The following is a 23,341-nucleotide window of genomic DNA, read 5'->3' as shown; positions in this document are numbered from 1 at the left end:
CGGTGGCAAGCCCGTGTGTGGATGATAACCGGTTCGCGCCGAAGGAGACATATCTATGAGCGGATCGCCTTTCGATAGCCTGCCTCCGGAACTGCCTGTTTACCCGTTGCATGAGCAGGTGATTTTTCCCCACATGACGTTTCCGCTGTTTGTCGGCAGGGAGCACATGGGGATTGTCGAAGAGGCTTTGCGCAAAAACCATCTACTGGTGATTCTGACGGTGCTGGCCGTGGATCCGATCACCGGGCGCGAACAGTATGCCCGGGTCGGCACCCTGTGCAGCATCAGTCAGATTCTGCGGTTTCCTGAAGGGGGCTGCAAGATTATGCTGGAGGGACGCAACCGGGTTCGCCTGATCAATACCCGTCAACTGACGCCCTTTGTCATGGCTTCGGTCAGCCTGATTCCCGATCGGGAAAACCGCAATTCCATAGCTCAGGCTCTGATGCAGAGCATCATCGCACTGCTGCGGGTGGCCCAGTCCCTCGGGCAGGCCATGCCTGACGATGTGAACAGTATGGTTGGCCGTCTCGATGAAGCCGGCCAGCTTGCCGATATTCTGGCTGTCTACCTGAATATGGAAGTCAAGGATCAGCAACGCCTGCTGGAAACCCTCGATCCCCTGGAGCGATTGAAGGAGGTTTATCTTTTTCTGACTTCCGAGATTCAGAAAATGCAGTCCCGTGGGCAGGGGGAAGGCGAAGTCTCCAGGAAGGCGGCTCGCAGTCAGAAAGAAAACCTGCTGCGCGAACAGCTCAAGCAGATCCAGAACCAGCTTGGAGAAGATGATCCGCAACAGGCCGAAATCCGTCAGTTCCGAAAGATTGTGGAAAATGGTGAAATGCCCAAGGTGGTGCGCTCGGTGGCCGAAAAGGAACTGGCCCGTCTTGAACGCATCAATCCTTCCTCGCCCGAATACACGGTGGCGCGCACTTATGTCGAGTATCTCTGCAACATGCCCTGGCAGCGAGGTACCGCGGATGTCCTCGACATCGATCGTGCCCAGAGAGTCCTCGATGAGGACCACTACGATCTGGTGGAAATCAAGGAACGGATTCTGGAGTTTCTGGCCGTCCACACCCTCAAGGCTTCTCTAAAGGGCCCGATCCTCTGCCTGGTAGGGCCACCCGGCGTAGGGAAGACCTCTCTGGGACGTTCCATTGCCCGCTCGCTGGGACGGAAATTCATCCGCATCTCCCTTGGGGGGATGAAGGATGAAGCGGAAATCCGTGGACATCGCCGCACCTATATCGGTGCCCTGCCCGGGCGCATTATTCAGGAAATCTGCCGTGCCGGTGCCAATAATCCGGTATTCATGCTTGATGAAGTGGATAAGATCGGCCAGGATTTTCGTGGCGATCCCGCCGCGGCTCTGCTGGAAGTCCTCGACCCGGAACAGAACGACACTTTTACCGATCACTACCTTGACGTACCTTTCGATTTGTCGCATGTGATGTTCATTACCACGGCCAACGTGATCGACACGGTTCCCCCGCCTTTGCGGGATCGCATGGAGGTGTTGCGCCTGCCCGGGTACAGTGACGAGGAAAAACTGCAGATCGCATTCAAATACCTGATCCCCAAGCAGAAGGCCGAAAACGGCCTGCAGGCGCATCCCCTGGAGTTCGAGGAAGATGCGGTGCTTAAAATCATAAAGGATTATACCCGCGAGGCCGGAGTGCGCGGCATCGACCGCAAGATTGCCTCCGTGTGCCGCAAGGTCGCCAAGGATGTCGCCCGGGGCGCTGCTGCCGCGGTTGTCATCAGCGCCGGGCAGGTAGAGGAAATGCTGGGGCCGCGCCGGTATTTTTCGGATGTGGCGGCAGAGGAGGACCGCATCGGTGTCGTGACCGGCCTGGCCTGGACCGAGTCGGGAGGGGACATCATATTTATCGAGGCCGCAGCCATGGCCGGCCGTAAGGAGCTGATCCTGACCGGCAGTCTCGGCGGCGTCATGCAGGAGTCGGCAAAAACGGCACTCTCTTACGTACGGGCCAATCATGCCGCCTTCGGCATCGATGCCAAAGTCTTCGAGCACAGCGATATCCATATCCATGTGCCGTCCGGGGCCATTCCCAAGGATGGCCCGTCGGCCGGGGTCACCATCGCGGCGTCACTCATTTCCCTGCTGACCGGTCGCCCGGCCCGGCGCAATGTCGCCATGACGGGAGAATTGACCCTGACTGGCCGGATCCTGCCAGTTGGTGGCGTGAAGGAAAAGGTGCTGGCGGCCAGACGGGCCGGGGTAACTACCGTCCTGCTCCCGGAACGCAACCGGGAAAATCTCAAGGAACTTGACGATCAGATTCTTTGTGAAATGACTATCATTCCGGTCGGCAGCATGACGGATGTCATGGCTCATATTCTGATCGCCGAGACGGAACACAAACCACATCTGTTTGTGGAGCATCCTTCCGTCCTGCTTGACCCGCGGCCCGGTTCATGATCTGTACGGCATGGTCTCGAAGTGTTGAATCTTGCTTTAGCTTCGGGGCTTCGGTATAGTCACGGGGAGGCCTTACTAAATCAGATCACCAGAGTCCGGGAGAGTTGGTTGTGTCGATCCTGAGCGGATGGCGGCGGGTGGCCGCCTTTTTTTTGTGTTTTCTGTGGGTATCCGTCGGCCAGGCTCAGCCCCTGGCTGAAAAGGTGCGGGAACATGTATTTGCCAACGGTTTGCGTTTGCTGGTGGTCGAGCGGAGCAACGCGCCGATCTTTACGGCGCATCTGACTGTGGGGGTCGGGTCGGTTGACGAAACCAACGGCAACCGCGGCGTGGCCCATTTTCTCGAACATTTGCGTTTCAAGGGCACCAAAACTCTCGGAACGCGCAATTATGCCGCCGAAAAGCCCCTGCTGGAAGCCATTGAAGAAACAGGCGAGACCCTCGATCGCCTGCGACGCGACCCACGGGCCGACCAACAGCAGATAGCCGCACTGGAAACCCGCCTGGCGGAGCTTCAGCACAAACACCAGGCCTTTGTGGTTTCGGATGAGGCCTCGAATATCTATGCCCGCAACGGCGGTGTCGGTTACAATGCCTTTACCAGCAAGGATTTGACAAGTTATGTCGTTTCCCTGCCGTCCAACAAACTCGAGCTTTGGGCGGCGGTTGAATCCGACCGCATGGCCAATACGGTGCTGCGGGAGTTCTATACGGAGCGCCAGGTGATTCTGGAAGAGCGGCGCCGGTCCTATGACGGCAATCCCCGCGGTTTGCTCTACGAGCATCTGCTGGCGACCGCTTTTATTGCCCATCCCTACCGGCATCCCATTATCGGCTGGTCCTCCGACATCGAAAATCTCAGTCCAGCGGATGTTCGCGGTTTCATGGATAAATATTACGCTCCCGCCAATACGGTCATTGCTTTGGTGGGTGATGTCGATTTCGACGCTTGCGTGGATACGGTTGGCAGGTATTTCGGGCATTTGCCCGCCGGCACTGTGGTGCCGCCGGTAGCGACTATCGAGCCTGTGCAGCGTGGCGAAAGGCGCGTCGAGGTGGTATTCGATGCACAGCCGATGCTGGCAATCGCGTACCATAAGCCGACCTTGCCGGCGGCGGATGATTACGTTTTCGATGTCATCGATCTGCTTCTGGGGTATGGCAGGACCTCACAGCTTTACCAACGTCTGGTGGTTGAAAAGCAGCTGGCTGCCGATGTCGCCACCTACGGGGCCCCCGGGGCACGTTATCCGAATCTGTTTGTCATTTCTGTTGTGCCGCGCTATCCGCATACGGTCGAAGAGCTGGAAAAGGCCGTCTATCAGGAGCTTGAACGCTTTGGCCGTGAGCCGGTCAGCGAGACGGACCTCGATCGGATTCGCCGGCGCCTGCAGGTGGATCAGTTGCGTTCATTGCAGGACAACGACGGTCTGGCGCGCACTCTGACGCACTTTCAGACCATTGTCGGCGACTGGCGTTATCTGACCGAATACGACCGCAGGATTGCGGCCATTACCCCCGCCGATGTCTCTGATGTCGTCAGAAGATATCTGACCGCCGAAAACCGCACGGTGGCAGTCCTCAAGCCAAAAGGGCAAACGCCATGATGACAGGGTTTCGCATGTTGTTCGTGGCAGGGCTTGTTCTGCTGTGCGGGTGTGTCGCCGGGCACGCCCCGCCGCATCCGAATACCCTGGAATTTGCAGAACTCGGCTTCGATCTGCCGAAAATCGACAGATTTCGTCTGGATAGCGGCGTCCGGTTTTTTTTGCAGGAGGACCAGGAATTGCCGCTGGTGACCATCACCATTATGTTCGAGGGCGGCAGTATTTGCGACCCGCAGGGTAAAAGCGGTCTGGCGTCGCTTCACGCCAGTGCATTGCGCGGAGGCGGTGCCGGTGACCGCCGTGCCTTGGATGTCGATCAAGCGCTGGAGGGCATCGCTGCCGATCTGTCGATAACGGCCGATACCTACGCGACGCTGCTGCGTTTTTCCGTCCAGAGTTCCGATCTGGCGGAAGGTATGGGCATTATTGCGGACGTGCTGCGTCATCCGCGCTTTGACGCCGATGGGGTCGCGCTGGCGCGTGAGCGTTTTCTGGAAAATTTGCGGCGCGAGCACGATCAACCCGCGTTGGTGGCGCGCAAGGCGCTGATTTCCACCCTTTATCAGGGGCACGTGTTGGGCGAGCTGCCCTCTTCTAAGTCCGTCTCGGCGATTCGACGCGAGGATCTCCTGGCCTACCATCAAAACGTCTTTATGCCAGGCAATATGTGGATGGCTGTTTCCGGGGATATTGACCGAACCTCGCTGTCAGCTCTGCTGAGCCCTCTTCTTGAGGATTGGCGTAACCACGCAAAACCACCGCTTTTTGCGGTCGAGCCACTTCCTGCCGCGCCTTCGCCATGCGTGATGCTGGTTCCCAAGGATCTTCCCCAGACTACCGTAGTGCTTGGGCAACGGGGGATCGACAAGGGCGATCCGGATCTTTACGCCCTGCGGGTTGCCGACTTTATTCTGGGAAGCGGCAACTTCAACTCGCGCCTCATGCAGGAAATCCGTACCCGGCGCGGGCTTGCCTACTCGGTTTATTCCCAATTCCAGGTCGGGCGTCGCCTGCCCGGATTGTTTGTGGCCGGCGCCGAAACCAGGAATGCCTCGGTCGCCGAAGTGGTCCGCCTGATGCGTCGCGAAATGGAAAGCCTGCGCAAAGAACGGGTGAGCGCAGATGAACTGGCTCTGGCCAAGGAGAGCCTGATCAACTCTTTTGTGTTCGGCTTTGCGGATTCCCACGAGGTGGTCAGCCAGAGCATGCGCTTGGCGTTTTACGGATATCCCGAAGATTATCTGGTCCGCTACCGCGACCGGATCGCCGCGGTTGATGCCGATGCCGTGCTGGAGGTGGCGCAACGTCGGCTGTTGCCTGGGCAGCAGACCTTGTTTCTGGTAGGAAACCCCGATCGGCCCGACCTTTTGTCGGACCAGCTCGGGATGCCGCTCAAGACGATATCTCCGCCGTGAACAGCATGATATGGGGCGCTTCGCAACAGCGGAGCGATTCGACGGATGCCAGAAACCAAAAATCTGCAAAATTATCATGATCTGCTGACTCGTGTGGATCAATTGTGCGCTGCTATAACCGCGCGACTAAAAGGGCACCTGGTCTGCCATAAAGGCTGCGACCTTTGCTGCCGGCATCTGAGCCTGTTCCCGGTGGAGGCCGAAGCGATGGCCGGGGCTGTCGCGGCGTTACCCGCCCCCAGCAAGAGACGCTGCGACTGCGTGCCCTGAATGCAGAACCCGATGGTCCATGCCCGCTGCTTGAGAATCATGCCTGCCTGATTTACCATGCGCGTCCCATCATTTGTCGCACCCACGGGTTACCTGTTCTCTCACGTATCAACGGGCAGGCGATGGTCGATTTCTGCCCGCAAAATTGCCAAAATCTCGATACTCTGTCCGGTGACAGAATGATCGATATCGACCGGCTCAATGCCGCTCTGGCGGCGGTTAATGCCGTTTTTCTCAAACAGGCCGATGATGTTCGGGTGGATCGGTGGCAACGCCTGACCATAGCTCGAATGATTCTAGATGTAACGTGATATCATACTTATTTTACATGCTTTTTTATTGTTTAAGATATTGTGAATTGGTGCGTTCGGTCGAGAAGGGTATTTTGGAAGGAGACTCAGGTGGCAAATCGGTTACGGGAAAAACTGCGTGTCTTCCTGCTGCATGATCTGTGGCATTTCGACCCCCGCGGCCTGACCCATTGGCGACTGTTTTTCCTGCGTCAGCTGCAGGTTGCCGCTATTGTCGCGCGTGGCTTCTTCTCGGATGGCTGCATGTTGCGGGCGTCGGCGCTGACTTACGCGACGATGCTGTCCATCGTCCCTTTGCTGGCTCTGATGTTTTCCCTGATCAAGGGCTTTGGCGGGCAGAACCTGCTGGAGCCGTTTCTCTTCAAACTGTTTACGCATGGCTCCGAGGAAGTGATCGCGGAAATCCTTTCTTATATTGAAAATACAAATTTCCGGCGTCTGGGTACTGTCGGGCTAGTGATTCTGATGGCAACCGTTCTGACCCTTTTGTCGAATATCGAAAAAAGCTTCAACCACATCTGGGGTGTGGCGGAAACCCGCTCTTTGGCTCGCCGTTTTGCGGACTATTTTTCCGTCGTACTGCTAAGTCCGCTGCTGATTGTCGCGGCCCTGTCCCTGACAACCAGCCTGCGTAGCCAGGCATTGGTGCAGCGGTTGCTGGAGACAGCGGTGGTCGGAGAGGCTTTGCTGCTGGCATTCAATATTCTTCCTTACCTGGCGGTCTGGGCGGCTTTTACCTTCATGTACCTGTTTATGCCCAATACGCGGGTTCGTCTGGGGCCGGCACTGGTTGGCGGCGTTTTCGGAGGGACTCTCTGGCAGTTGGCGCAATGGGCCTATGTCAATTTTCAGATCGGTGTTTCGCGCTATAATGCCATCTACGGAACCATGGCGGCCCTGCCTATTTTGATTGTGTGGCTGTATGTTTCATGGATGATTGTTCTGCTGGGGCTGGAGATGACCTACGCGACGCAGAATGTGACCATCCTTCGGGAAAAATACGGCGAGGAGAGGGTAAGTTTTGCCAGCCGGGAGCGCGTCGCGCTTACAATTTTGCTGCTCTGTTGCGAATCTTTCCAGGACGACGGCTCTGCGTGGTCCCATGCACGCTTCTGCGAGGATCTCAAATTGCCGCCGCGGTTGGTGCGCGCTGTGCTCAATGACCTGGTCAGGATCGGGCTGCTCGCCAGGGTGGAAAATCCTCCCGAGGACGATTTCGTCTACCATCCCGGGAGGGCACCCGAAACGATGGTTATTCGGGGTGTGCTCCGAATGCTGCGTGAAGACGGGGCGACCCAGCCGCGCAATTTTCGCATGCCGGGCCGGGAAATCATCCGCGAACTGGAAGAAACCCTTCGAAAGGCGGAAAATGTGGCACTGGGAAATCTGAACTATCGCGATCTTGTTCGGGAAAAACAGGCTGCCGCTTCCAGGACGACGAATGTTCAGCAGGAATAGAGAGTGAAATCGCCGTTTTCCAGAATGGCGTAGGATGGCTTTGTGCTCCAGTCTCCCAGGGCGATCAGGGTGTGCCGCTTCTCCCGATGCATCAGGGGAACATGGAAATGGCCGGTAATGACGGTGTCGTACCCTTCGGAAAACCGGCTCCGCGCAAAAGCCAACAAGTCCTCGCGGGGCAGGCGGTGGCGGTCGCGGCCGCCGTTTTTGCGGGCGCTTTTGGCGCTGGCCCAGCGGGCGATGCGCCACGCCGAATCGGGGGGGATCATCATCATCAGATGGCGGGTCCAGTTGTGGCGCAGGAAACGACGCAACAGCCGATACCCTTGGTCCCGCGGATTGATCAGGTCACCATGCGCGATGAAGATCTTGCGTCCATCGCGCTCCAGGCAGCCTCCATCAGGCAGGATGCGGCAGCCGAGCGTGTCGCGAAAGTAGGGGCCAAGATGAAAGTCGTGGTTGCCTTCGACGAAAACAAGTTCAGTGCCCGCCTCGGACAGGCGACGCAGGCTTTCGAGCAAGGGGATGTAAGCGGAAAAAACGCAGTGGCGATAGCCGATCCAGAAATCAAAGATGTCGCCAAGCATCACCAGACTGCGCAACTGCCCGCGGTTTTCGTCGAGAAACGTCAGCAGGCGGCTGTAGCGTTCATCGCGCGGATCGACCAGATGCGTGTCGGCCAGGAAAAGGTCTTTCATCGTATCTTGGCTTCCCAAGCAGGAATCGGCAGAGGGGGAATGTCAGGGGGCAATACGGCTTCCATTCGGAGTTTCCGAATGGGAAGCAACTATAAAATCCGCACTCGTGAAAGTCAAGTCGCACAACAATCGCAATTGGGGAGGGACGGATGCTGAACCTGTTTGGCAATATGCACCCTGTGGTACAAGCCTTGCTCGCGACATGTTTTACCTGGGGCGTCACATCCCTGGGGGCTGCTGCGGTTTTTCTTTCCCGCCAGCCCAGCCGCAAGACCCTCGACGGGATGCTCGGATTTGCGGGCGGGGTCATGATTGCCGCCAGTTACTGGTCCTTGCTGGCGCCGGCCATTGAATTGTCTCAAGGCCAGGCGCTGCCATCCTGGCTGCCTCCCGCTATAGGTTTTCTGCTTGGCGGATTGTTTTTGCGCGGACTCGATTTGCTCTTGCCCCATCTTCACAGAGACTTGCCGCGCAGTCGGGCCGAGGGGATCAAAACCCATTGGCCACGCAGTACCTTGTTTGTATTGGCCGTAACGTTACATAACATACCGGAAGGTTTGGCGGTCGGGGTCGCTTTTGGCGCCGCCGGTGCCGGGCTCGAGGCGACCGGTCTTGCGGCTGCCATCGCACTGGCCCTGGGGATAGGCCTGCAGAATTTCCCCGAAGGGGTGGCCGTGTCCATGCCTCTGCGAAGGGATGGTTTGTCGCGAAGGAAAAGTTTTTGGTATGGTCAGCTCTCCGGTTTCGTTGAGGTTGTCGCCGGGGTGATCGGCGCTGCTGCCGTTCTGCATGCGCGCCCCATATTGCCTTATGCGCTTGCTTTTGCCGCCGGTGCCATGATTTTCGTGGTGATCGAGGAGGTGGTGCCCGAGACGCAGCAGGGCGATTTTGGCGACTTCGCTACCTTGTGCGCCATGTTGGGGTTTGTGGCCATGATGACCCTGGATGTCGGATTGGGCTAGGCCAATCGGTTAACGTAGCGGCGGAATGTGTCGCCGGACAAGGATTTATTGCATGGATGGAGCATGAATATGAATCGGGAGGGAAAATAACTTGTTGGGTAACACATCGCCGGCATGGGTCCGGTTCGGGGTGGGGCGATTATCAGGCGCCCTGCTCGTAGTGGTGATGAGTGTTTCAGTTGTTCTGGCGGATGGTTATCGTACACCGAGGGCGGGGGACGGTTTTTCGACGGTGGTGCTTGGCGAGGCGGTGACGGTACCGCCCCGCGATCGCTGCAACGTTACGGCTCTCAACCTTGGTGTGCAATGGGTCGAAGATGCGCCGAGTGATTATGAGGTTTTGCCCTTCGGTGCGCTGTTTTTGTGGCGGAACAAGGACGGTGGTCGCCAGAGGTTGCGCGCGGTGCTGGCGGGATTTTACAATGAAGTGCGATATCATCTGAGTCCCGACCGACTCGGCAAGACTGAACTGGTCGTGACGCTGGACAGCATGACCGTTCCCATGGCGCGCCAGGAGTTTGTCGAGGGGCGTCGAATCGATCAGGAAGAACTGGAATGGCATCGCCTGCATTTCGGTTTCGGGTTTGGCTGGCGGACCCCGCTGGCTCCCGGACATCAGGACAATGCCCTGGAGGTCGCGCTGACCTACGAGCCGGGGTTTTTGTGGTTCAGCGACGGCGGCGATACGGCGGGAGATTTCCGTCAGCCCCGGGATACCTATGAGGGCAGGGTGCATTTTCGACTGCGCGCCGATGCATTGGAACGCAATGTCATGGAACTGCCTCATGCCGGGTGGGCCGCCGGAGTCGATGGTTTTTACGGCCACCGTGCCCGCTGGGACGATTGGGGAGGCGGGCGGTTTTCCGCTTGGCAGAGCGGGGCGGATCATGACACCTGGATTGCGGGGCGGTTTCACGCGCTCGCCGCCCTGCCTTTGCCCTGGACCAGCAGTGAGCGTCACCGCCTGGTGGCTTCGGTTTTCGCCGGCATGGGCGAGGATCTGGACCGCTTCAGCGCCTTTCGGCTTGGCGGCGAACCTGGCGGCGGCGAATGGGAGGCGCTTTCCAGGCCTAACCTGCTGGGTGCCATGTTCGATGAATTTTACAGCCGCGGTTATGCCATCGCCAATCTGGAATACCGGAGCGAACTGCTGTTTTTCTGCTATCTGCATCTGCGCGGGCAGTTGGCGTGGATCGATCGACCGCGTATCCGACATGGCAGTCTGGACTGGGAATCGGATATGCTGCCTGCGGTTAATGTTGCGGTGACCTGCGGTGCTCCCTGGAACTCGCAGCTCGAGTTGGGGTTCAATCACAATTTCGGGTTGTTGCGGGAAGACGGGATAACAAGCGGGTATGGTGGTTCTTCCATGAGTCTGGCATGGTCCAAGGAGTTTTAATATTTTATTAAAAAGGGGTTGCAACTTTCAGATATCTATGACAGTCTTCGCTATAGACGGTGCTATACAGCGGATAAGCCATGATTGAAGGCAAGCTTCGGTTACCGGAGCCGGTCGCCACCAAAAAAGTTTCAGGGCCTCCTTGTTGCACCTTACCCAACCTGGCCGTTGTATGGAGATGGAGCACATGCGCCATTTGATACAGCGGCACTTTTTTATTCGGCGAAGGCAGGCGCAGTTGCCGCTGGGGGGAAAACAGGTGCAGATCAAAAACAGTTGTGCTATAAGGGTGCGACAAACATCTAGATGAACCTTAATTTAAGGAGAAGTTTCATGTCCTTGGTTATGCAGGGAAAGCTGCAGGATTTCATCGCTGACAGGGTCGCCGGAGTCAAGATTGCCGAGGTTCGCATTGGCCTGGGTTATACGGCGGTTAAACTCGACAACGGGCAGGCGGGTCTGGCCTGGACTCCGAAGAGTATGGGCGGAGAATGTACTCATCTGCACAATGCCGGAACCCTTTGCGAAAAACCCGCCATGGAATTACTGGCAGGGCTGACGGAAGCACGTCCCTTGCTGCGTGCCTTGGGACTGGCCACCGCCAATGCGGCGCTCGCCGCTCATCCATGTCCCGGCGCGACCACCGTCAACGCCTTGTCACCGCTCGGTATCACGGCGGATAGCCGGGTTGCCATGGTCGGATATTTTGGTCCGGTGGTCAGTGATTTGGGCAAGGTCGGCTGCCATCTGGACATTATCGAACTTGATTCGAGCCGCCCTGGCGTTATTTCGCCGGAGCAGGGTAAAAAAGCCCTCAAGGCGTGTGATATTGCCATTCTGACCGGTACCAGCCTGATTACCGGCACCCTTGATGATCTGCTGAGCAGCCTCGGTGATCCGCGTGGTGTGCTGCTGCTGGGTCCGTCGGCACCCTTGTGTCCGGAGATTTTCGCCGACACGCCTGTCACCCAGATTTCCGGAGCCCGGGTGCTCGATTGCGACGGTGTGTTCCGGGTTGTCTCCGAAGGGGGCGGGACGCGTTTGTTCAAACCCCATGTGGCTTTTGAAACCGTGACGCTGAACCGTGGGAACTGACGGTTGCCGGATTTGGCCATCCTGCTCCCTGAAATTTCACAGTGTTCTCGGCGAATCCTGTCCGGTGTGCCGGTGTCAGAATCTTCTGGAGCATGTCATCGGGGTCTGGTATTATTGAATCGAAATCAACCATAACCCAGGCGACAAGGCGAGGGATGATATGGGATTTACCGAACCCGTCGGAAACCAGTCGGACCTGTTTGGAGCGGTTGTCGACAACCTTTCCATTATGGTCGAGATGGCGCGCAGCGCATTCAATCATCAGTGCCGCCAGATGCTGGATGAAATGGAGCACCAGAAAGGGATCATCGAGGAAGAATTTTCCCTGGCCACCGAACGGATAGAGAATCAGCTCAGTGGCCTTTCGGGTGAAGCTCATGTGCGAGTCCTTAAACTGCACAGTGTGTTGTCCCATTTGCAAATTGTCACCGAGGCCCTGAGCGAACTTACCCATCCCCTGCGGCGGCAGATCGGCGACGGCATACCTTTTTCACCCAAGGCCTGTAGCCAGGTGAATGAGCTTTTCCAGCGGCATCTCGACATTATCCGCACCCTGGCTGATATTCTCAAAACCGATAACGACATTCTTAAAACCTATATCATCGACGATAAGGGGCCCCATTTGTCCAACCTCTGTATGGAGTTTGCCACCGATCACGAGGCGCGCCTTATCGAAGGTCTCTGTACTCCGCACGCCGCCCCGCTGTACCTCGGTATTCTGGATTGTCTGAAAGTCATGGCCCAGCACGAAATTTCCGTTGCCAGACTGCTTCGCGAAATTTCCCATCAGGCGGGTTGAGCGGAACACGTGGCGCCGCGGGTTTTTTTTGCTGCAACGCAAAAGGCCGGACAGGGCATGTCCGGCCTTTTGCGTTGTGTAAGGTGTTTCTGGCACAGCGTCCGTGGAAAGCAGGGATCAGGGCGTTTTTCCCGGGTTTTCATCCACAGTTGTCAGAATGATGCGGATGCGGCGGTTCTGAGCCCTGCCCTGGGCGGTGGCGTTGCTCGCTGCAGGCTGATAGGGTCCAAAGCCGCAGACGGCCAGCCGTTCGCCGGCAATGCCCAGGCTTTCCTGCAGAAAATGCACGACGCTCGCGGCGCGAGCGGTGGACAATTCCCAGTTGGACGGGTAGATTTTTTTCAGTCGTGGACTGATGGGGACGTTGTCGGTATGTCCCTCGACACGAATGGTTTTGCCGGCAGCCTGTTTGAGTACGCTGCCGACACGTCTGAGGACGCCAAGGCCGGCGGGTTTGATTTCGGCCTGGCCGGAGTCGAAGAGAATCCTTTCCACCAGGTTCACAGTCAAGCGTCCCTGCAAGTCGGTGATTGTGATTTCACCGCGTCTGATTTCGTTTTCCAGTTTTCCCACCAACGCATCGTAGGTTGTTTTAAGTTCCGCGATGCGTGCCTGACGGGCCAGCTTTTCCTGCTGCAACTGCTCTGTGATGGCGCGTTTTTCCTCTTCCAGACGGTCAACGGCCTGTCGCAGTTCGGTCATGGCTTTTCCGGTTTCATGGCCTCTTTCGGCAAGGATTCCCTCCAGTCGTTCGATGTCGGCCTTGGCGCGCAGTTTCTCGTTGCGCAAGGCGGTCAGGGCGCTGCGGGCATCCTCCAGCTGACCTGCCATCTCATCGTAACGCAGTGCCGTTTGTTTCTGCTGTTCCAGCAGTTTGGCATAATCCTGCTCAAGGCTCTGGCTCAGGGCCGCGAAATGCTGCGCTTCGTCCGTTTTGCGTTGAAACTCGGAGCGGCTGATGCATCCGGACGCAAGAAAAACCAGCACCGGAATGGCTGCAATGGACAGAAAGGGCTTGTGCACGTCTTTTTCCTTTCAGTGTGGCAATTGACAGCTGGCAAAAGGGCCATTTCCGGATGGACACTAGCGAAAAGGTAAGTGTTTGTAAAGACCAAATGAGGCTTTATTGGTTGCGGGGTCTTCTTGGACCATGCTATATAAAAGGCTGATGTTACTGATGTAAAAATGTTTTAAACTCTCGCGTGGAGCATATGCATGTTCGAAATCGAGCGCATTATCCGGACCGCCCTGCAGGAAGATATCGGACTGGGCGACATAACCACCCAGGCAACCATTGCGCCGGGCACCATGGCCCGCGCCGAACTGGTCGCAAAGCAGGATTTTGTTCTGGCCGGTATCGATGTGGCCCGACAGGTTTTCGGGCAACTGGATCCTTCGGTCGCTTTTGAAAAACTGCGCGAAGACGGCCAACGGGTTCAGCGTGGTGACGTGCTGGCCTGGATCAGGGGCGATGCCGCCGTTCTGTTGCAGGGTGAGCGTGTGGCGCTCAACCTGCTGCAGCGCATGAGCGCTATCGCCACCCACGCGGCGGCATTCGTGAAGGAACTGGAAGGCACCGGTACGGCGGTGGTCGATACCCGTAAAACCACTCCGGGGTTGCGCGTGCTGGAAAAATACGCGGTTCGCGCCGGTGGCGGCCGCAACCACCGCACTTCCCTTTATGACGGGGTGCTGATCAAGGAAAACCATGTTGCGGCGGCCGGCGGCATCGCCGTGGCCGTGGCCCGGGCGCGGGAGATTGCCCCCCATACCCTGCGCATCGAAGTTGAAACGCGTAACCTGGTCGAGGTGGAGGAGGCCCTGGCGGCGAACGCCGATGTTATCATGCTGGACAACATGGACCTCGATACCTTGCGGCAGGCGGTGGCGCTTATCGATGGCCGCGCCATTACCGAGGCTTCGGGTGGCGTTACCCTCGAAACGGTGCGCGGGATCGCTGAAACCGGCATTGATTTTGTTTCCGTTGGCGCCTTGACCCATTCGAGTCCGGCGGTCGACATTTCCATGCTTTTTCAATAGCGGGTTGTCATGACCGTGCAGAATGCGCGCAGCACCATTCTCGAACTGTTTCGCGTCGCGGGTGACGGATTTGTTTCCGGCGCCCGAATCAGTCGCACGCTCGGGGTATCGCGCACAGCGGTCTGGAAAAAAATCGAACAGCTCAGGCTTCTCGGTTATGCCATCGAGGCGGTGCCCTCCAAAGGGTATCGCCTGCAGGGCAGTCCCGATCTGCTGTTGCCCGCCGAGGTGTCGAATGCACTGGGGACCCGGCATATTGGCCGCCAGGTGATATACTTTGCGCAAACCGATTCGACCAACCTGCGGGCCCACGAACTTGGAAAGTCGGGCGCTCCGGAGGGAACGGTGGTACTGGCCGACAGCCAGACGGCAGGCAAGGGGCGCCTGGGTCGCAGGTGGTCTTCTCCGGCAGGGGTCAATCTCTATGCTTCAGTGCTGGTACGCCCCCCGTGGCGCCGCGGCATGCCAGCCAGCTGACATTTTTGTCCGCTGCCGCTGTCGCCAGAACCGTTGCCGAAACGGCTTCGCTTCCGGTTTCGGTCAAATGGCCCAACGATGTGTTGGTGGCAGGTCGAAAAATCGCCGGTTTGCTCAACGAACTCGATGCCGAAACCGAGCGTATCCACTATCTGGTGTTGGGGATTGGCGTCAATCTCAATATGACGGCCGACCAGTTCCCCGAAGACTTGCGTTATCCTGCAACCTCCATGTTGCTGGCAACCGGCAGAAGTGTGTCCCGCATCGATTTCACACGCTGTCTGTTGCGCCACCTCGATGTTCTTTACGAACTTTATCTGACGCAGGGGTTTGTCCCGGTGCTGGAAGCCTGGATGTCTTATTTCGATCTGATCGGACGTGCCGTGGAGGTCGATTACCATGATCGCCGTGTGGTTGGCACGGTTGCGGGGCTCGACGATGACGGCGCACTGCTGCTGGTGCTGGGCGATGGTTCCCGGGAACGTGTTCTGGCCGGGGATGTGCGCCCCCTGAAATAGAAGGACTCGGATAGAAACATGCTTCTGGTTATCGATGTCGGCAACACCAATACCGTGGTCGGCCTGTATGACGGACAGACCCTGGCTCACAACTGGCGGATTACCACCGACAAGGGGCGTACCGGTGATGAATACGCCTTGCTGTTGCACGAACTGCTGCGCCTGGCCAATGTGAGCTTCGACCGCATCGGGGACGTCATGGTGTCCAGTGTCGTTCCGCCGACGCAGCACGCTATAGAAACGCTGTGTCTCAAATATATAGGTCGGCTTCCTTATGTGGTCGGTCCCGGCATCAAGACGGGGATGCCGATCCTTTACGATAACCCCCGCGAGGTGGGGGCCGATCGCATCGTGAATGCCGTGGCGGCTTTTGCCCGCTGGCAGCGCAGTTTGATCGTGGTCGATTTTGGCACGGCCACCACCTTCGATTATGTGACCGCCAAGGGGCAGTATCAAGGCGGCGCCATTGCCCCGGGGCTTAAAATCAGCGCCGATGCCCTGTTCGAAAAAGCCAGCAAACTGCCACGGGTGGAAGTCGCCAGACCACCCGCCGTGGTGGCAAAAAACACCGTCAACAGCATCCAGTCCGGACTGTTTTACGGCTATGTCGGCCTGGTCGACGGCATTGTCGGCCGCATGAAAAAGGAAACCCGCGATGATCCTCTGGTCGTTGCCACCGGAGGTCTGGCCGTTCTTATGGCCAACGAAACCCAAACCATAGACGAGGTGGACCCCGATCTGACCCTGGAAGGTTTGAGAATTCTTTATCTGCGCAACAAGGGGTAATGATGCCCGTTGAACCTGTCCGGCGGACAGGGCATAAAAGACAGTGTTCCTCATGCATAATCCGGCAGTGGCTGCCGGGACGATGTCATAAGCCGCGATGTTTTTATCGCAGCGTTCGTTGTTTCCTGTAGATGTGATTCTCACGCGCGTTCCCCCGGCGGGGAAAATGAAGGGAGAGACCATGGGAAAGTACGACACGGCTAGGTTGAGGAATTTTGGAGTTGTTGCACACGGCGGGGCGGGTAAGACCTCCCTGGTCGAGGCTATGCTGTTCTGCAGCGGGGTCACGGATCGGCTGGGGCGGGTCGATGACGGCAGTTCGTTGCTGGACCATCAACCGGAGGAGGTCAAGCGGACCAGTTCCATAGACGCCGGTTCCTGTTGTCTCTCGTGGAAAGAACATGAACTGAATATTCTCGATACTCCGGGGTACGCCAATTTCCTTCACGATACCCGCAACTGCCTGCGTGTCGTGGACGGTCTGGTATTGCTGGCTTCGGCCATTTCCGGGGTCAAATCCCAGACGCAGAAAATCTGGGAATGGGGCCGCCAGCGGCACCTTCCGGCCGTCGCTTTTGTCAGCAAAATGGATCGGGAACGAGCCAATTTCAGCAATGCCGTGGCATCCATGGCCGAAGCCCTGTCGATCCGCGCGGTCCCGCTGGTGCTGCCCATCGGGGCAGAGAGCGATTTTCGCGGGGTGATCGATCTGGTTGCGATGAAAGCCTACTTTTTCGCGGACGACACGAGCGGACGTATGGAGGAAGCCGATATTCCGGAGGAATTGCGGGAAGAGGCGCAGATCCAGCGCATTGCCCTGGTGGAGGCCGCCGCTGAGACCGATGAAGTGCTTATGGAAAAATACCTCGAAGAGGATGATCTCGGCGAGGAAGAGATCCGGATCGGGTTGCGCGCCGCTACTCTGGCCGGTGACATTGTGCCGGTGATGTGCGGCAGCGGGCCGGCCAATCGCGGTGTCGGCCTGCTGCTCGACGCCGTGACCATGTGCCTGCCATCGCCGGCGGATCGGCCTGCCGCCATTGGTGTCGATCCGAAATCGGAGGAGATGGATGAGCGACCAAATGCATCCGATGCACCGTTTTCGGCGCTGGTATTCAAAACCATCAGCGATCCGTATACCGGGAAACTTAATCTGATGCGGGTTTATTCCGGAGTTCTGAAATCCGATTCGACCATCTTCAATGCCGCCCGCGATTGCGCCGAACGCATCGGGCAGCTTTTCAAGATGGTCGGCAAAAAACAGATCGCCGTGGATCAGGCCATGCCGGGCGAGTTCGTGGCGGTGGCCAAACTCAAGGAAACCGTGACCGGCGATACCCTGTGCGATGGCTCCCATCCGATCCGGCTGGATTTTCCCGCCCCCCTCAAGCCGGTGATTTCCTTCGCTCTTGAGGCACACAGCAAGAACGACGAGGACAAGATTCATTCCGCTCTGCAACGCCTTGTCGAGGAAGATCCGACTCTGCAACTGTTGCGGGACGAGGAAACCCATGAACTGATCCTGTCAGGCATGGGCCAGATTCATGTCGAAGTCACGGTGGAAAAACTCAAGCGCAAATTCAACGTCGAGGTCGATCTCAGGGAACCCAAGGTACCCTATCGCGAGACCCTGCGCGGCAGCGCCAAACTTCAGAGCAAATACAAAAAGCAGTCCGGGGGCCGGGGTCAGTACGCCGATGTCTGGCTTGAATTCAGTCCGTTGGGGCGCGGAGAGGGATTCCAGTTCGAAGACAAGATCGTCGGTGGCGCCGTTCCGCGCCAGTACATCCCGGCGGTGGAAAAAGGTATTGCCGAAGCTGCGCGAAGCGGCGTGCTGGCCGGATTTCCGACCGTGGATTTCAAGGCGACGCTTTTCGACGGTTCCTTTCATACCGTGGATTCATCGGAAATGGCCTTCAAGATCGCCGGATCCATGGGATTTAAAAAAGGGGCCGAGATGGCTTCTCCGGTGTTGCTTGAACCGATTATGAAGATGGAAATCTCCGTGCCCGATGAATGTGTCGGGGATGTGATCGGCGACATGAACTCGCGGCGCGGCAAGGTTCTGGGCATGGATCCCAAAGGGGGGATCCAGCAGATCAACGTCATGGTGCCGCTGGCCGAAGTACTGAAATATTCGCCGGAACTACGTTCCATGACTTCGGACAGGGGGATGTTCACCATGGAGTTCTCCCATTACGAGGAAGTTCCCGGCCATCTGACCGGCAAGCTGCTGGCCGAATTGAAGCGCGAAGTGTAACCGCTAACCTTATTTTATTGCCAAAACCGCGATTAAGGCCGCCGGCGTGCGCCACCCGCCGGCGGCCTTGCCTTTCCGCTGGTTGTTCCACAAGGCTTATGAACGAAGTCACAGCACAAAAAACCGCACCGCGTCTGCGTCTTAAAGTTTCGTCCCGCGTCGCCCGCATCGCAGACGGTCAGGGCGGCACCGATGCACAGTTGCAGGCAATCCGGGGGCAGCTTGATCTGACCGATAGCGAACGCTTGACCCTGTTGATTTATTTTGAACAGAAACAACCGCAGATCCTGGCCGGCGAGGTACGCCAGGCTTTGGAAAAATTTCCGGTGCAGAGCCTGCGCGAATTGGCGGCAGACGCCACCCTGCCTCCGCTTCTGGTCGGTTTTCTGGCCAGGCGCTACGCGGCCCGGCATGCCTTGGAACCGTTGCTGCTGACCAACCCCAACCTGCCGGAGAATCTGCGCGGGCCTCTTGAGTCCTTGGCCTCGCGGCGCTCCATGGCAACGCAGGGCAACGCCTGTGCGTCGCCATCCGAGGCATCGGAAACGGCCGACAAAGAACACCATGACGGGGCTGAGACGGAGTCAGGTGAGGAAGAAACGCAGAAGGCCACCGAGCATCTTTCCAAATATCAGATGTCCCTGGAGATGGGCGTCGCGGACAAGATCAAGGCCGCCCTGACCGGAGACAAGGAATGGCGCGGGTTGCTGGTCAATGATTCCAACAGGCTGGTGTCGGCGGCGGTTCTGAAAAATCCGCGGATTACCGAAGGTGAGGTCAATGCCATAGCTCGCAACAAGTCGAGCAGCGAAGAGCTGATCCGTCTTATCCTGCTGAATCGGGAATGGACGAAAAATTATGCCATCAAGCTGGCCCTGATCATGCATCCACGCACGCCGATGGGCAATGCCCTGCGTTTCATGGGGGCCCTGACGGAAAAAGATCTCAAAAACCTGGTGAAAAGCCGTGAGGTTTCTCCCGTGATTGCAAACAATGCCCGGCGCATGCTGATGAGCAAAAACCGGCAGGGCTGATTCGGGTGGATGACCTCTTCGGTTTTTGCCGGAGGATGGCAGTGTTTTTCAAACTGACGTGAACAACGCCCGCGCAAGGCCCCGCCACCTATGGAATTGGTGCCGTCCGTGGGCCGTAGTCTTCAAGGAGAAGGGCTTTATGAGAGGAAGGATTGTAGCTGTGTGCGTCAGTCCGGAAAAAGGCGCGCGCAAGAAAAATGTGGGACACGGAACCCTTATTGAAGGCTTCGGGCTGGAGGGCGACGGTCACGGCGGCGACTGGCATCGCCAGGTCAGCCTTCTGGCGATGGAAAGCATTGCCTCCATGCAGGCCAAAGGGCTTGACGTCCATCCCGGGGATTTTGCGGAAAATCTCACCACCGAGGGGTTGGAACTGTTTTCCCTGCCCATCGGTACGCGCCTGCAGGTTGGTGCGGAGGTGCTGCTCGAGGTTTCACAGATCGGCAAGGTGTGTCACACCCGTTGTGCCATCTATTATCAGGCCGGCGATTGCGTCATGCCCAGGGAGGGCATCTTTGCCGTGGTACTCAGGGGCGGCCCGGTCAAAACCGGGGACGATATCCTGGTTCTGCCGCCCGTTGACAGAAAGGACCCTGCATGACCGAATACTCCTTTACCATAGGCATTCTGACCCTGTCCGACAAGGGGGCGCGGGGAGAGCGGGAGGACCTCAGCGGAGAGGTGATTCGCGAGATGATCGCTGCAGTGGGTGAAGTTACCCATTACCGGGTGATCCCCGACGATCTGGAGACAATCGTGGAAACCCTTGTCGACTGGGTGGATCGTGACGGCGTGGATCTTGTTTTGACCACCGGCGGCACCGGCCTCAGCCCCCGGGATGTCACCCCGGAGGCTACCGCCCGAGTTCTTGATTGGGAAATTCCCGGGATGGCCGAAGCCATGCGTGCGGCGAGCATGAAAAAGACGCCGCACGCCATGCTGTCCCGCGCTCGTGCGGGTGTGCGCCGCCAGTCCATAATTATCAATCTGCCCGGAAGCCCCAAAGGCGTGCGTGAAAACCTGGAAGTGGTGCTTCCGGCGCTGACGCATGGATTGAAGAAGCTCAAAGGCGACCCCACCGACTGCGCGCGATGAAAAAACCGGCATGAATACCATCGATCCCGGACTTCTGAACTACGATTTTTCCCTTATGGGCCGTTTGCTGCTCGCGGCACTGCTCGGGGGCATGCTCGGTTTCGAGCGGGAAATTCACGGCCGTCCGGCCGGATTCCGCACCCATCTGCTGGTTGCCCTTGGGGCCTGCCTGATGATGCTGGTCTCGGAATTTTTTTTCGTGAAGTATCACGGACTCACCAGCGGTGCGGCTATGCGCATCGATCCGGGCCGGATCGCGGCCCAGATCGTGACCGGCATCGGTTTTCTCGGTGCCGGTGCCATTATCAAGGACGGGTCGGCGATTCGCGGCTTGACCACCGCGGCTTGCTTATGGGTTGCTGCGGGGATAGGCATGGCCGTGGGCACGGGATTGTATGTGCCGGCGCTGGCCGTGACCGGCATGGCCGTGGGCGCCCTGATGTTCCTCAAACGCGTGGAGGAATCCATGGCCAAGGATTCCTACGCCACCCTGACGGTATATTGCGACGCCAATCCATCGGTCGGCACTCTGGTGGAAGCCTGCCTCGATGCCCAGGGACTGCGACGTGTCGATGTCGCCGTGGAAAAGGACAAGCAAGCAGGGGAGGTGCGTTACGATTATGTGGTCGTGCGCATCGGGCCCATGAGGTCCAGTACGCTTGTTGAGGATATTGCCAACCTGGAAGGGGTACGCAAGGTACGTTTTCGCTGATCTTGTCGCTGGCAGAGCGGCGCGGCATGAGGAGGGTGGCTGCCGAACGGGCCTGACCGCCACTATTTCGCGGAACTCGGCCAGATTGTCTATCGGGCCGCTGGTTGCTACCCGGCGGGGGGCGGCAAGGTGACGCTGAGGGTCGGTGCCATGGATTAGCGTTTGACCATATCATGGCTTTGTGGTATTCAACTCGCCCAATGGATACAATGTTTTATTTTCGTGGGTGTATCCCGGCCCGGCATATTTCGCAGGGCATTTTAAGCACGAAGGAAGGTATTTCGATATGAGCAACAGGCTGCATTTCACCATGGGGCAACTGCTGGACGACATCGCCAACCGGTTTCCGGACAACGATGCCCTGGTTTACGCGGATCAGGGACTGCGCTACTCCTATCTGGAATTCAACGCTCTTTGTGAGCGGGTGGCCAAAGGCCTGCTGGCGTTGGGCGTTCGCAAAGGCGACCATGTCGCCATCTGGGCCACCAATGTGCCGCAGTGGGTTGTTCTGCAGTTCGCCACCGCCAAGATTGGCGCTGTCCTGGTAACGGTTAACACCAATTACAAGTCCGTGGAGCTCGAGTACGTGCTGAAACAGTCGGATGCCACCACCTTGTTTCTGGTTTCGGGATTCAAGGATACCGATTATGTTGAAACCCTCTACAGTGTGGTGCCGGAGCTGCGCGATGCCGGGCCGGGACAGCTCTGTTCCGAGCGGCTGCCGTTTCTGAAGCATGTCGTGTTTTTGGGGGACCGGCAGTTTCCAGGCATGCGCTGCTGGAGCGAGATGGAATCCCTCGGTCGGGATATCGAGGATGCGCAGCTGGCTGCAATTGCCTCCAGCCTGGATGAGCATGAAGTCATCAATATGCAGTACACATCCGGCACCACGGGGTTTCCCAAAGGGGTGATGCTGACGCACCACAATATCGTCAACAACGGTTTCAATATCGGTGAATGCATGCGGTTCACCGAAAAGGACCGGCTGTGCATCCCCGTGCCGTTTTTTCACTGTTTCGGCTGCGTCCTCGCGGTGCTGGCCTGCGTAACCCATGGCAGCACCATGGTGCCGGTCGAGACCTTCAGTGCGGAGGTGGTTTTGCGGACCATCGAGGCCGAGCGCTGCACGGCGGTGCATGGCGTGCCGACCATGTTCATCGCTGAACTCGATCATCCCAATTTCGGTCGTTACGATCTGACCAGTCTTCGTTCTGGCATCATGGCCGGGTCGCCCTGTCCCATCGAGGTCATGAAGCGCGTCATTCGCGACATGAACCTGACCGAAATTACAATTGCCTACGGTCAGACCGAGTCTTCGCCGGTCATCACCCAGACCCGCACCGACGACCCCATCGAGTTGCGGGTTGCTACCGTCGGGCGGGCGCTGCCGGATGTCGAAGTCAAGATCGTCGACATCGAGAATGGCCAGACCCTGCCTCCCGGCCGCCAGGGAGAACTCTGCACCCGCGGTTATCTGGTCATGAAGGGCTATTACAAGATGCCTGAGGAAACCGCGCGGGTAATTGATGGCGAGGGCTGGCTGCATACGGGCGACCTGGCGGTTATGGATGAAAATGGCTATTGCAAGATCACGGGACGCATCAAGAACATGATTATCCGCGGCGGGGAAAATATTTATCCCCGTGAGATCGAGGAGTTTCTGTATTCCCATCCGAAAGTTGCCGATGTTCAGGTGTACGGCGTGCCGGATATCAAGTATGGCGAACAGGTCATGGCGGCCATCAAGCTCAAGGAAGATACGGTGGCGACGGCAGAGGAAATCCAGGATTTCTGCCGGGGCAGCATTGCCAATTACAAGGTGCCGCGCTATGTCAAATTTGTTGATGAGTTTCCCATGACCGCCAGCGGCAAGATTCAGAAATTCAAGCTGCGGGAGATGGCCATCAAGGAGCTGAACCTCGAGGCTGCCAATTCGGTGGAAACGGCCTAGGCGCGACC

General features: G+C 57.8%; 20 protein-coding genes and 1 pseudogene. 19 read left to right on the top strand and 2 right to left on the bottom strand.

Translation table 11 applies throughout. The features are described 5' to 3' along the window. The first annotated feature begins 55 nt into the window (after positions 1-55). The 6 genes from lon (at position 56) to A6070_RS08715 (ending at position 7,507) form a co-directional block, all read left to right on the top strand. Positions 56-2,446: an endopeptidase La gene (gene lon, locus A6070_RS08735; protein ID WP_072285405.1), complete on the top strand. Its 2,391-nt coding sequence runs from the start codon at positions 56-58 to the stop codon at positions 2,444-2,446. Between the two features lie 110 nt (positions 2,447-2,556). Next, a complete protein-coding gene (locus A6070_RS08730; RefSeq protein ID WP_072285404.1) occupies positions 2,557-4,053 on the top strand; it encodes a M16 family metallopeptidase in 1,497 nt (498 codons plus the stop codon). Beyond that, complete coding sequence (locus A6070_RS08725) at positions 4,050-5,468, top strand: M16 family metallopeptidase (RefSeq protein WP_072285403.1); 1,419 nt, start codon at positions 4,050-4,052, stop codon at positions 5,466-5,468. Before A6070_RS08730 ends, A6070_RS08725 begins: the two co-directional genes overlap by 4 nt. Before the next feature lie 45 nt (positions 5,469-5,513). Further along, positions 5,514-5,738, top strand: coding sequence for a hypothetical protein (locus A6070_RS16095; RefSeq protein WP_083568958.1), 225 nt, complete (start codon positions 5,514-5,516; stop codon positions 5,736-5,738). Positions 5,739-5,917: 179 nt separating this feature from the next. Beyond that, on the top strand, positions 5,918-6,049 hold the full coding sequence (locus A6070_RS16340) for a hypothetical protein (RefSeq protein WP_269085273.1): 132 nt from the start codon (positions 5,918-5,920) through the stop codon (positions 6,047-6,049). A 90-nt stretch (positions 6,050-6,139) separates the two neighbouring features. Further along, positions 6,140-7,507 carry a YihY/virulence factor BrkB family protein gene (locus A6070_RS08715; protein ID WP_072285401.1) on the top strand — a complete coding sequence of 456 codons (1,368 nt, stop codon included), beginning with the start codon at positions 6,140-6,142 and terminating at the stop codon, positions 7,505-7,507. Here A6070_RS08715 and A6070_RS08710 read toward each other — a convergent pair. Then, positions 7,495-8,205: a UDP-2,3-diacylglucosamine diphosphatase gene (locus A6070_RS08710; protein WP_072285400.1), complete on the bottom strand. Its 711-nt coding sequence runs from the start codon at positions 8,203-8,205 to the stop codon at positions 7,495-7,497. The genes A6070_RS08715 and A6070_RS08710 overlap by 13 nt on opposite strands. Before the next feature lie 152 nt (positions 8,206-8,357). Here A6070_RS08710 and A6070_RS08705 point away from each other — a divergent pair, with 152 nt between their 5' ends. The 4 genes from A6070_RS08705 to A6070_RS08690 all read left to right on the top strand — a co-directional run bounded on the left by A6070_RS08705 (position 8,358) and on the right by A6070_RS08690 (position 12,460). Continuing rightward, a complete protein-coding gene (locus A6070_RS08705) occupies positions 8,358-9,167 on the top strand; it encodes a ZIP family metal transporter (protein WP_407058535.1) in 810 nt (269 codons plus the stop codon). A gap of 91 nt (positions 9,168-9,258) precedes the next feature. Next, positions 9,259-10,566 carry a hypothetical protein gene (locus tag A6070_RS08700; RefSeq protein WP_145926317.1) on the top strand — a complete coding sequence of 436 codons (1,308 nt, stop codon included), beginning with the start codon at positions 9,259-9,261 and terminating at the stop codon, positions 10,564-10,566. A 333-nt stretch (positions 10,567-10,899) separates the two neighbouring features. Further along, positions 10,900-11,661, top strand: coding sequence for a DUF364 domain-containing protein (locus tag A6070_RS08695; protein WP_072285397.1), 762 nt, complete (start codon positions 10,900-10,902; stop codon positions 11,659-11,661). Between the two features lie 160 nt (positions 11,662-11,821). After that, positions 11,822-12,460 carry a hypothetical protein gene (locus A6070_RS08690; RefSeq protein WP_072502066.1) on the top strand — a complete coding sequence of 213 codons (639 nt, stop codon included), beginning with the start codon at positions 11,822-11,824 and terminating at the stop codon, positions 12,458-12,460. A 117-nt stretch (positions 12,461-12,577) separates the two neighbouring features. Here the strand turns inward: A6070_RS08690 and A6070_RS08685 are convergent, their stop codons facing one another. After that, entirely contained in the window at positions 12,578-13,483 is a 906-nt protein-coding gene (locus A6070_RS08685; protein WP_072287934.1) for an OmpA/MotB family protein, read from the bottom strand. Between the two features lie 192 nt (positions 13,484-13,675). On the opposite strand from A6070_RS08685, the gene nadC reads away from it, so the two are divergent. From nadC to A6070_RS08640, 9 genes and pseudogenes are all read left to right on the top strand, one after another. Next, a complete protein-coding gene (nadC, locus tag A6070_RS08680; protein WP_072287933.1) occupies positions 13,676-14,500 on the top strand; it encodes a carboxylating nicotinate-nucleotide diphosphorylase in 825 nt (274 codons plus the stop codon). Positions 14,501-14,509: 9 nt separating this feature from the next. Further along, positions 14,510-15,495 (top strand): annotated as a pseudogene (locus A6070_RS16715) (biotin--[acetyl-CoA-carboxylase] ligase). 18 nt (positions 15,496-15,513) lie between these two features. Then, positions 15,514-16,281: a type III pantothenate kinase gene (locus tag A6070_RS08670; protein ID WP_072287931.1), complete on the top strand. Its 768-nt coding sequence runs from the start codon at positions 15,514-15,516 to the stop codon at positions 16,279-16,281. Between the two features lie 181 nt (positions 16,282-16,462). Then, positions 16,463-18,541, top strand: coding sequence for an elongation factor G (gene fusA / locus A6070_RS08665; RefSeq protein WP_072287930.1), 2,079 nt, complete (start codon positions 16,463-16,465; stop codon positions 18,539-18,541). Positions 18,542-18,639: 98 nt separating this feature from the next. Beyond that, on the top strand, positions 18,640-19,575 hold the full coding sequence (locus tag A6070_RS08660; protein ID WP_072287929.1) for a hypothetical protein: 936 nt from the start codon (positions 18,640-18,642) through the stop codon (positions 19,573-19,575). Positions 19,576-19,714: 139 nt separating this feature from the next. Then, a complete protein-coding gene (locus tag A6070_RS08655) occupies positions 19,715-20,176 on the top strand; it encodes an MOSC domain-containing protein (protein WP_072287928.1) in 462 nt (153 codons plus the stop codon). Next, complete coding sequence (locus tag A6070_RS08650; protein ID WP_072287927.1) at positions 20,173-20,670, top strand: MogA/MoaB family molybdenum cofactor biosynthesis protein; 498 nt, start codon at positions 20,173-20,175, stop codon at positions 20,668-20,670. The genes A6070_RS08655 and A6070_RS08650 overlap by 4 nt, the downstream gene beginning before the upstream one ends. Positions 20,671-20,680: 10 nt before the next feature. Next, positions 20,681-21,382, top strand: a complete 702-nt coding sequence (locus tag A6070_RS08645) for an MgtC/SapB family protein (protein ID WP_083558836.1) — start codon at positions 20,681-20,683, stop codon at positions 21,380-21,382. A 286-nt stretch (positions 21,383-21,668) separates the two neighbouring features. Beyond that, on the top strand, positions 21,669-23,333 hold the full coding sequence (locus A6070_RS08640; protein WP_072287926.1) for an AMP-binding protein: 1,665 nt from the start codon (positions 21,669-21,671) through the stop codon (positions 23,331-23,333). Positions 23,334-23,341: the final 8 nt, after the last annotated feature.

Origin of the sequence: Syntrophotalea acetylenica (assembly GCF_001888165.1) — a bacterium.
GTDB classification, from domain to species: domain Bacteria; phylum Desulfobacterota; class Desulfuromonadia; order Desulfuromonadales; family Syntrophotaleaceae; genus Syntrophotalea; species Syntrophotalea acetylenica.
This window is presented reverse-complemented; position numbering and strand designations above follow the sequence as displayed.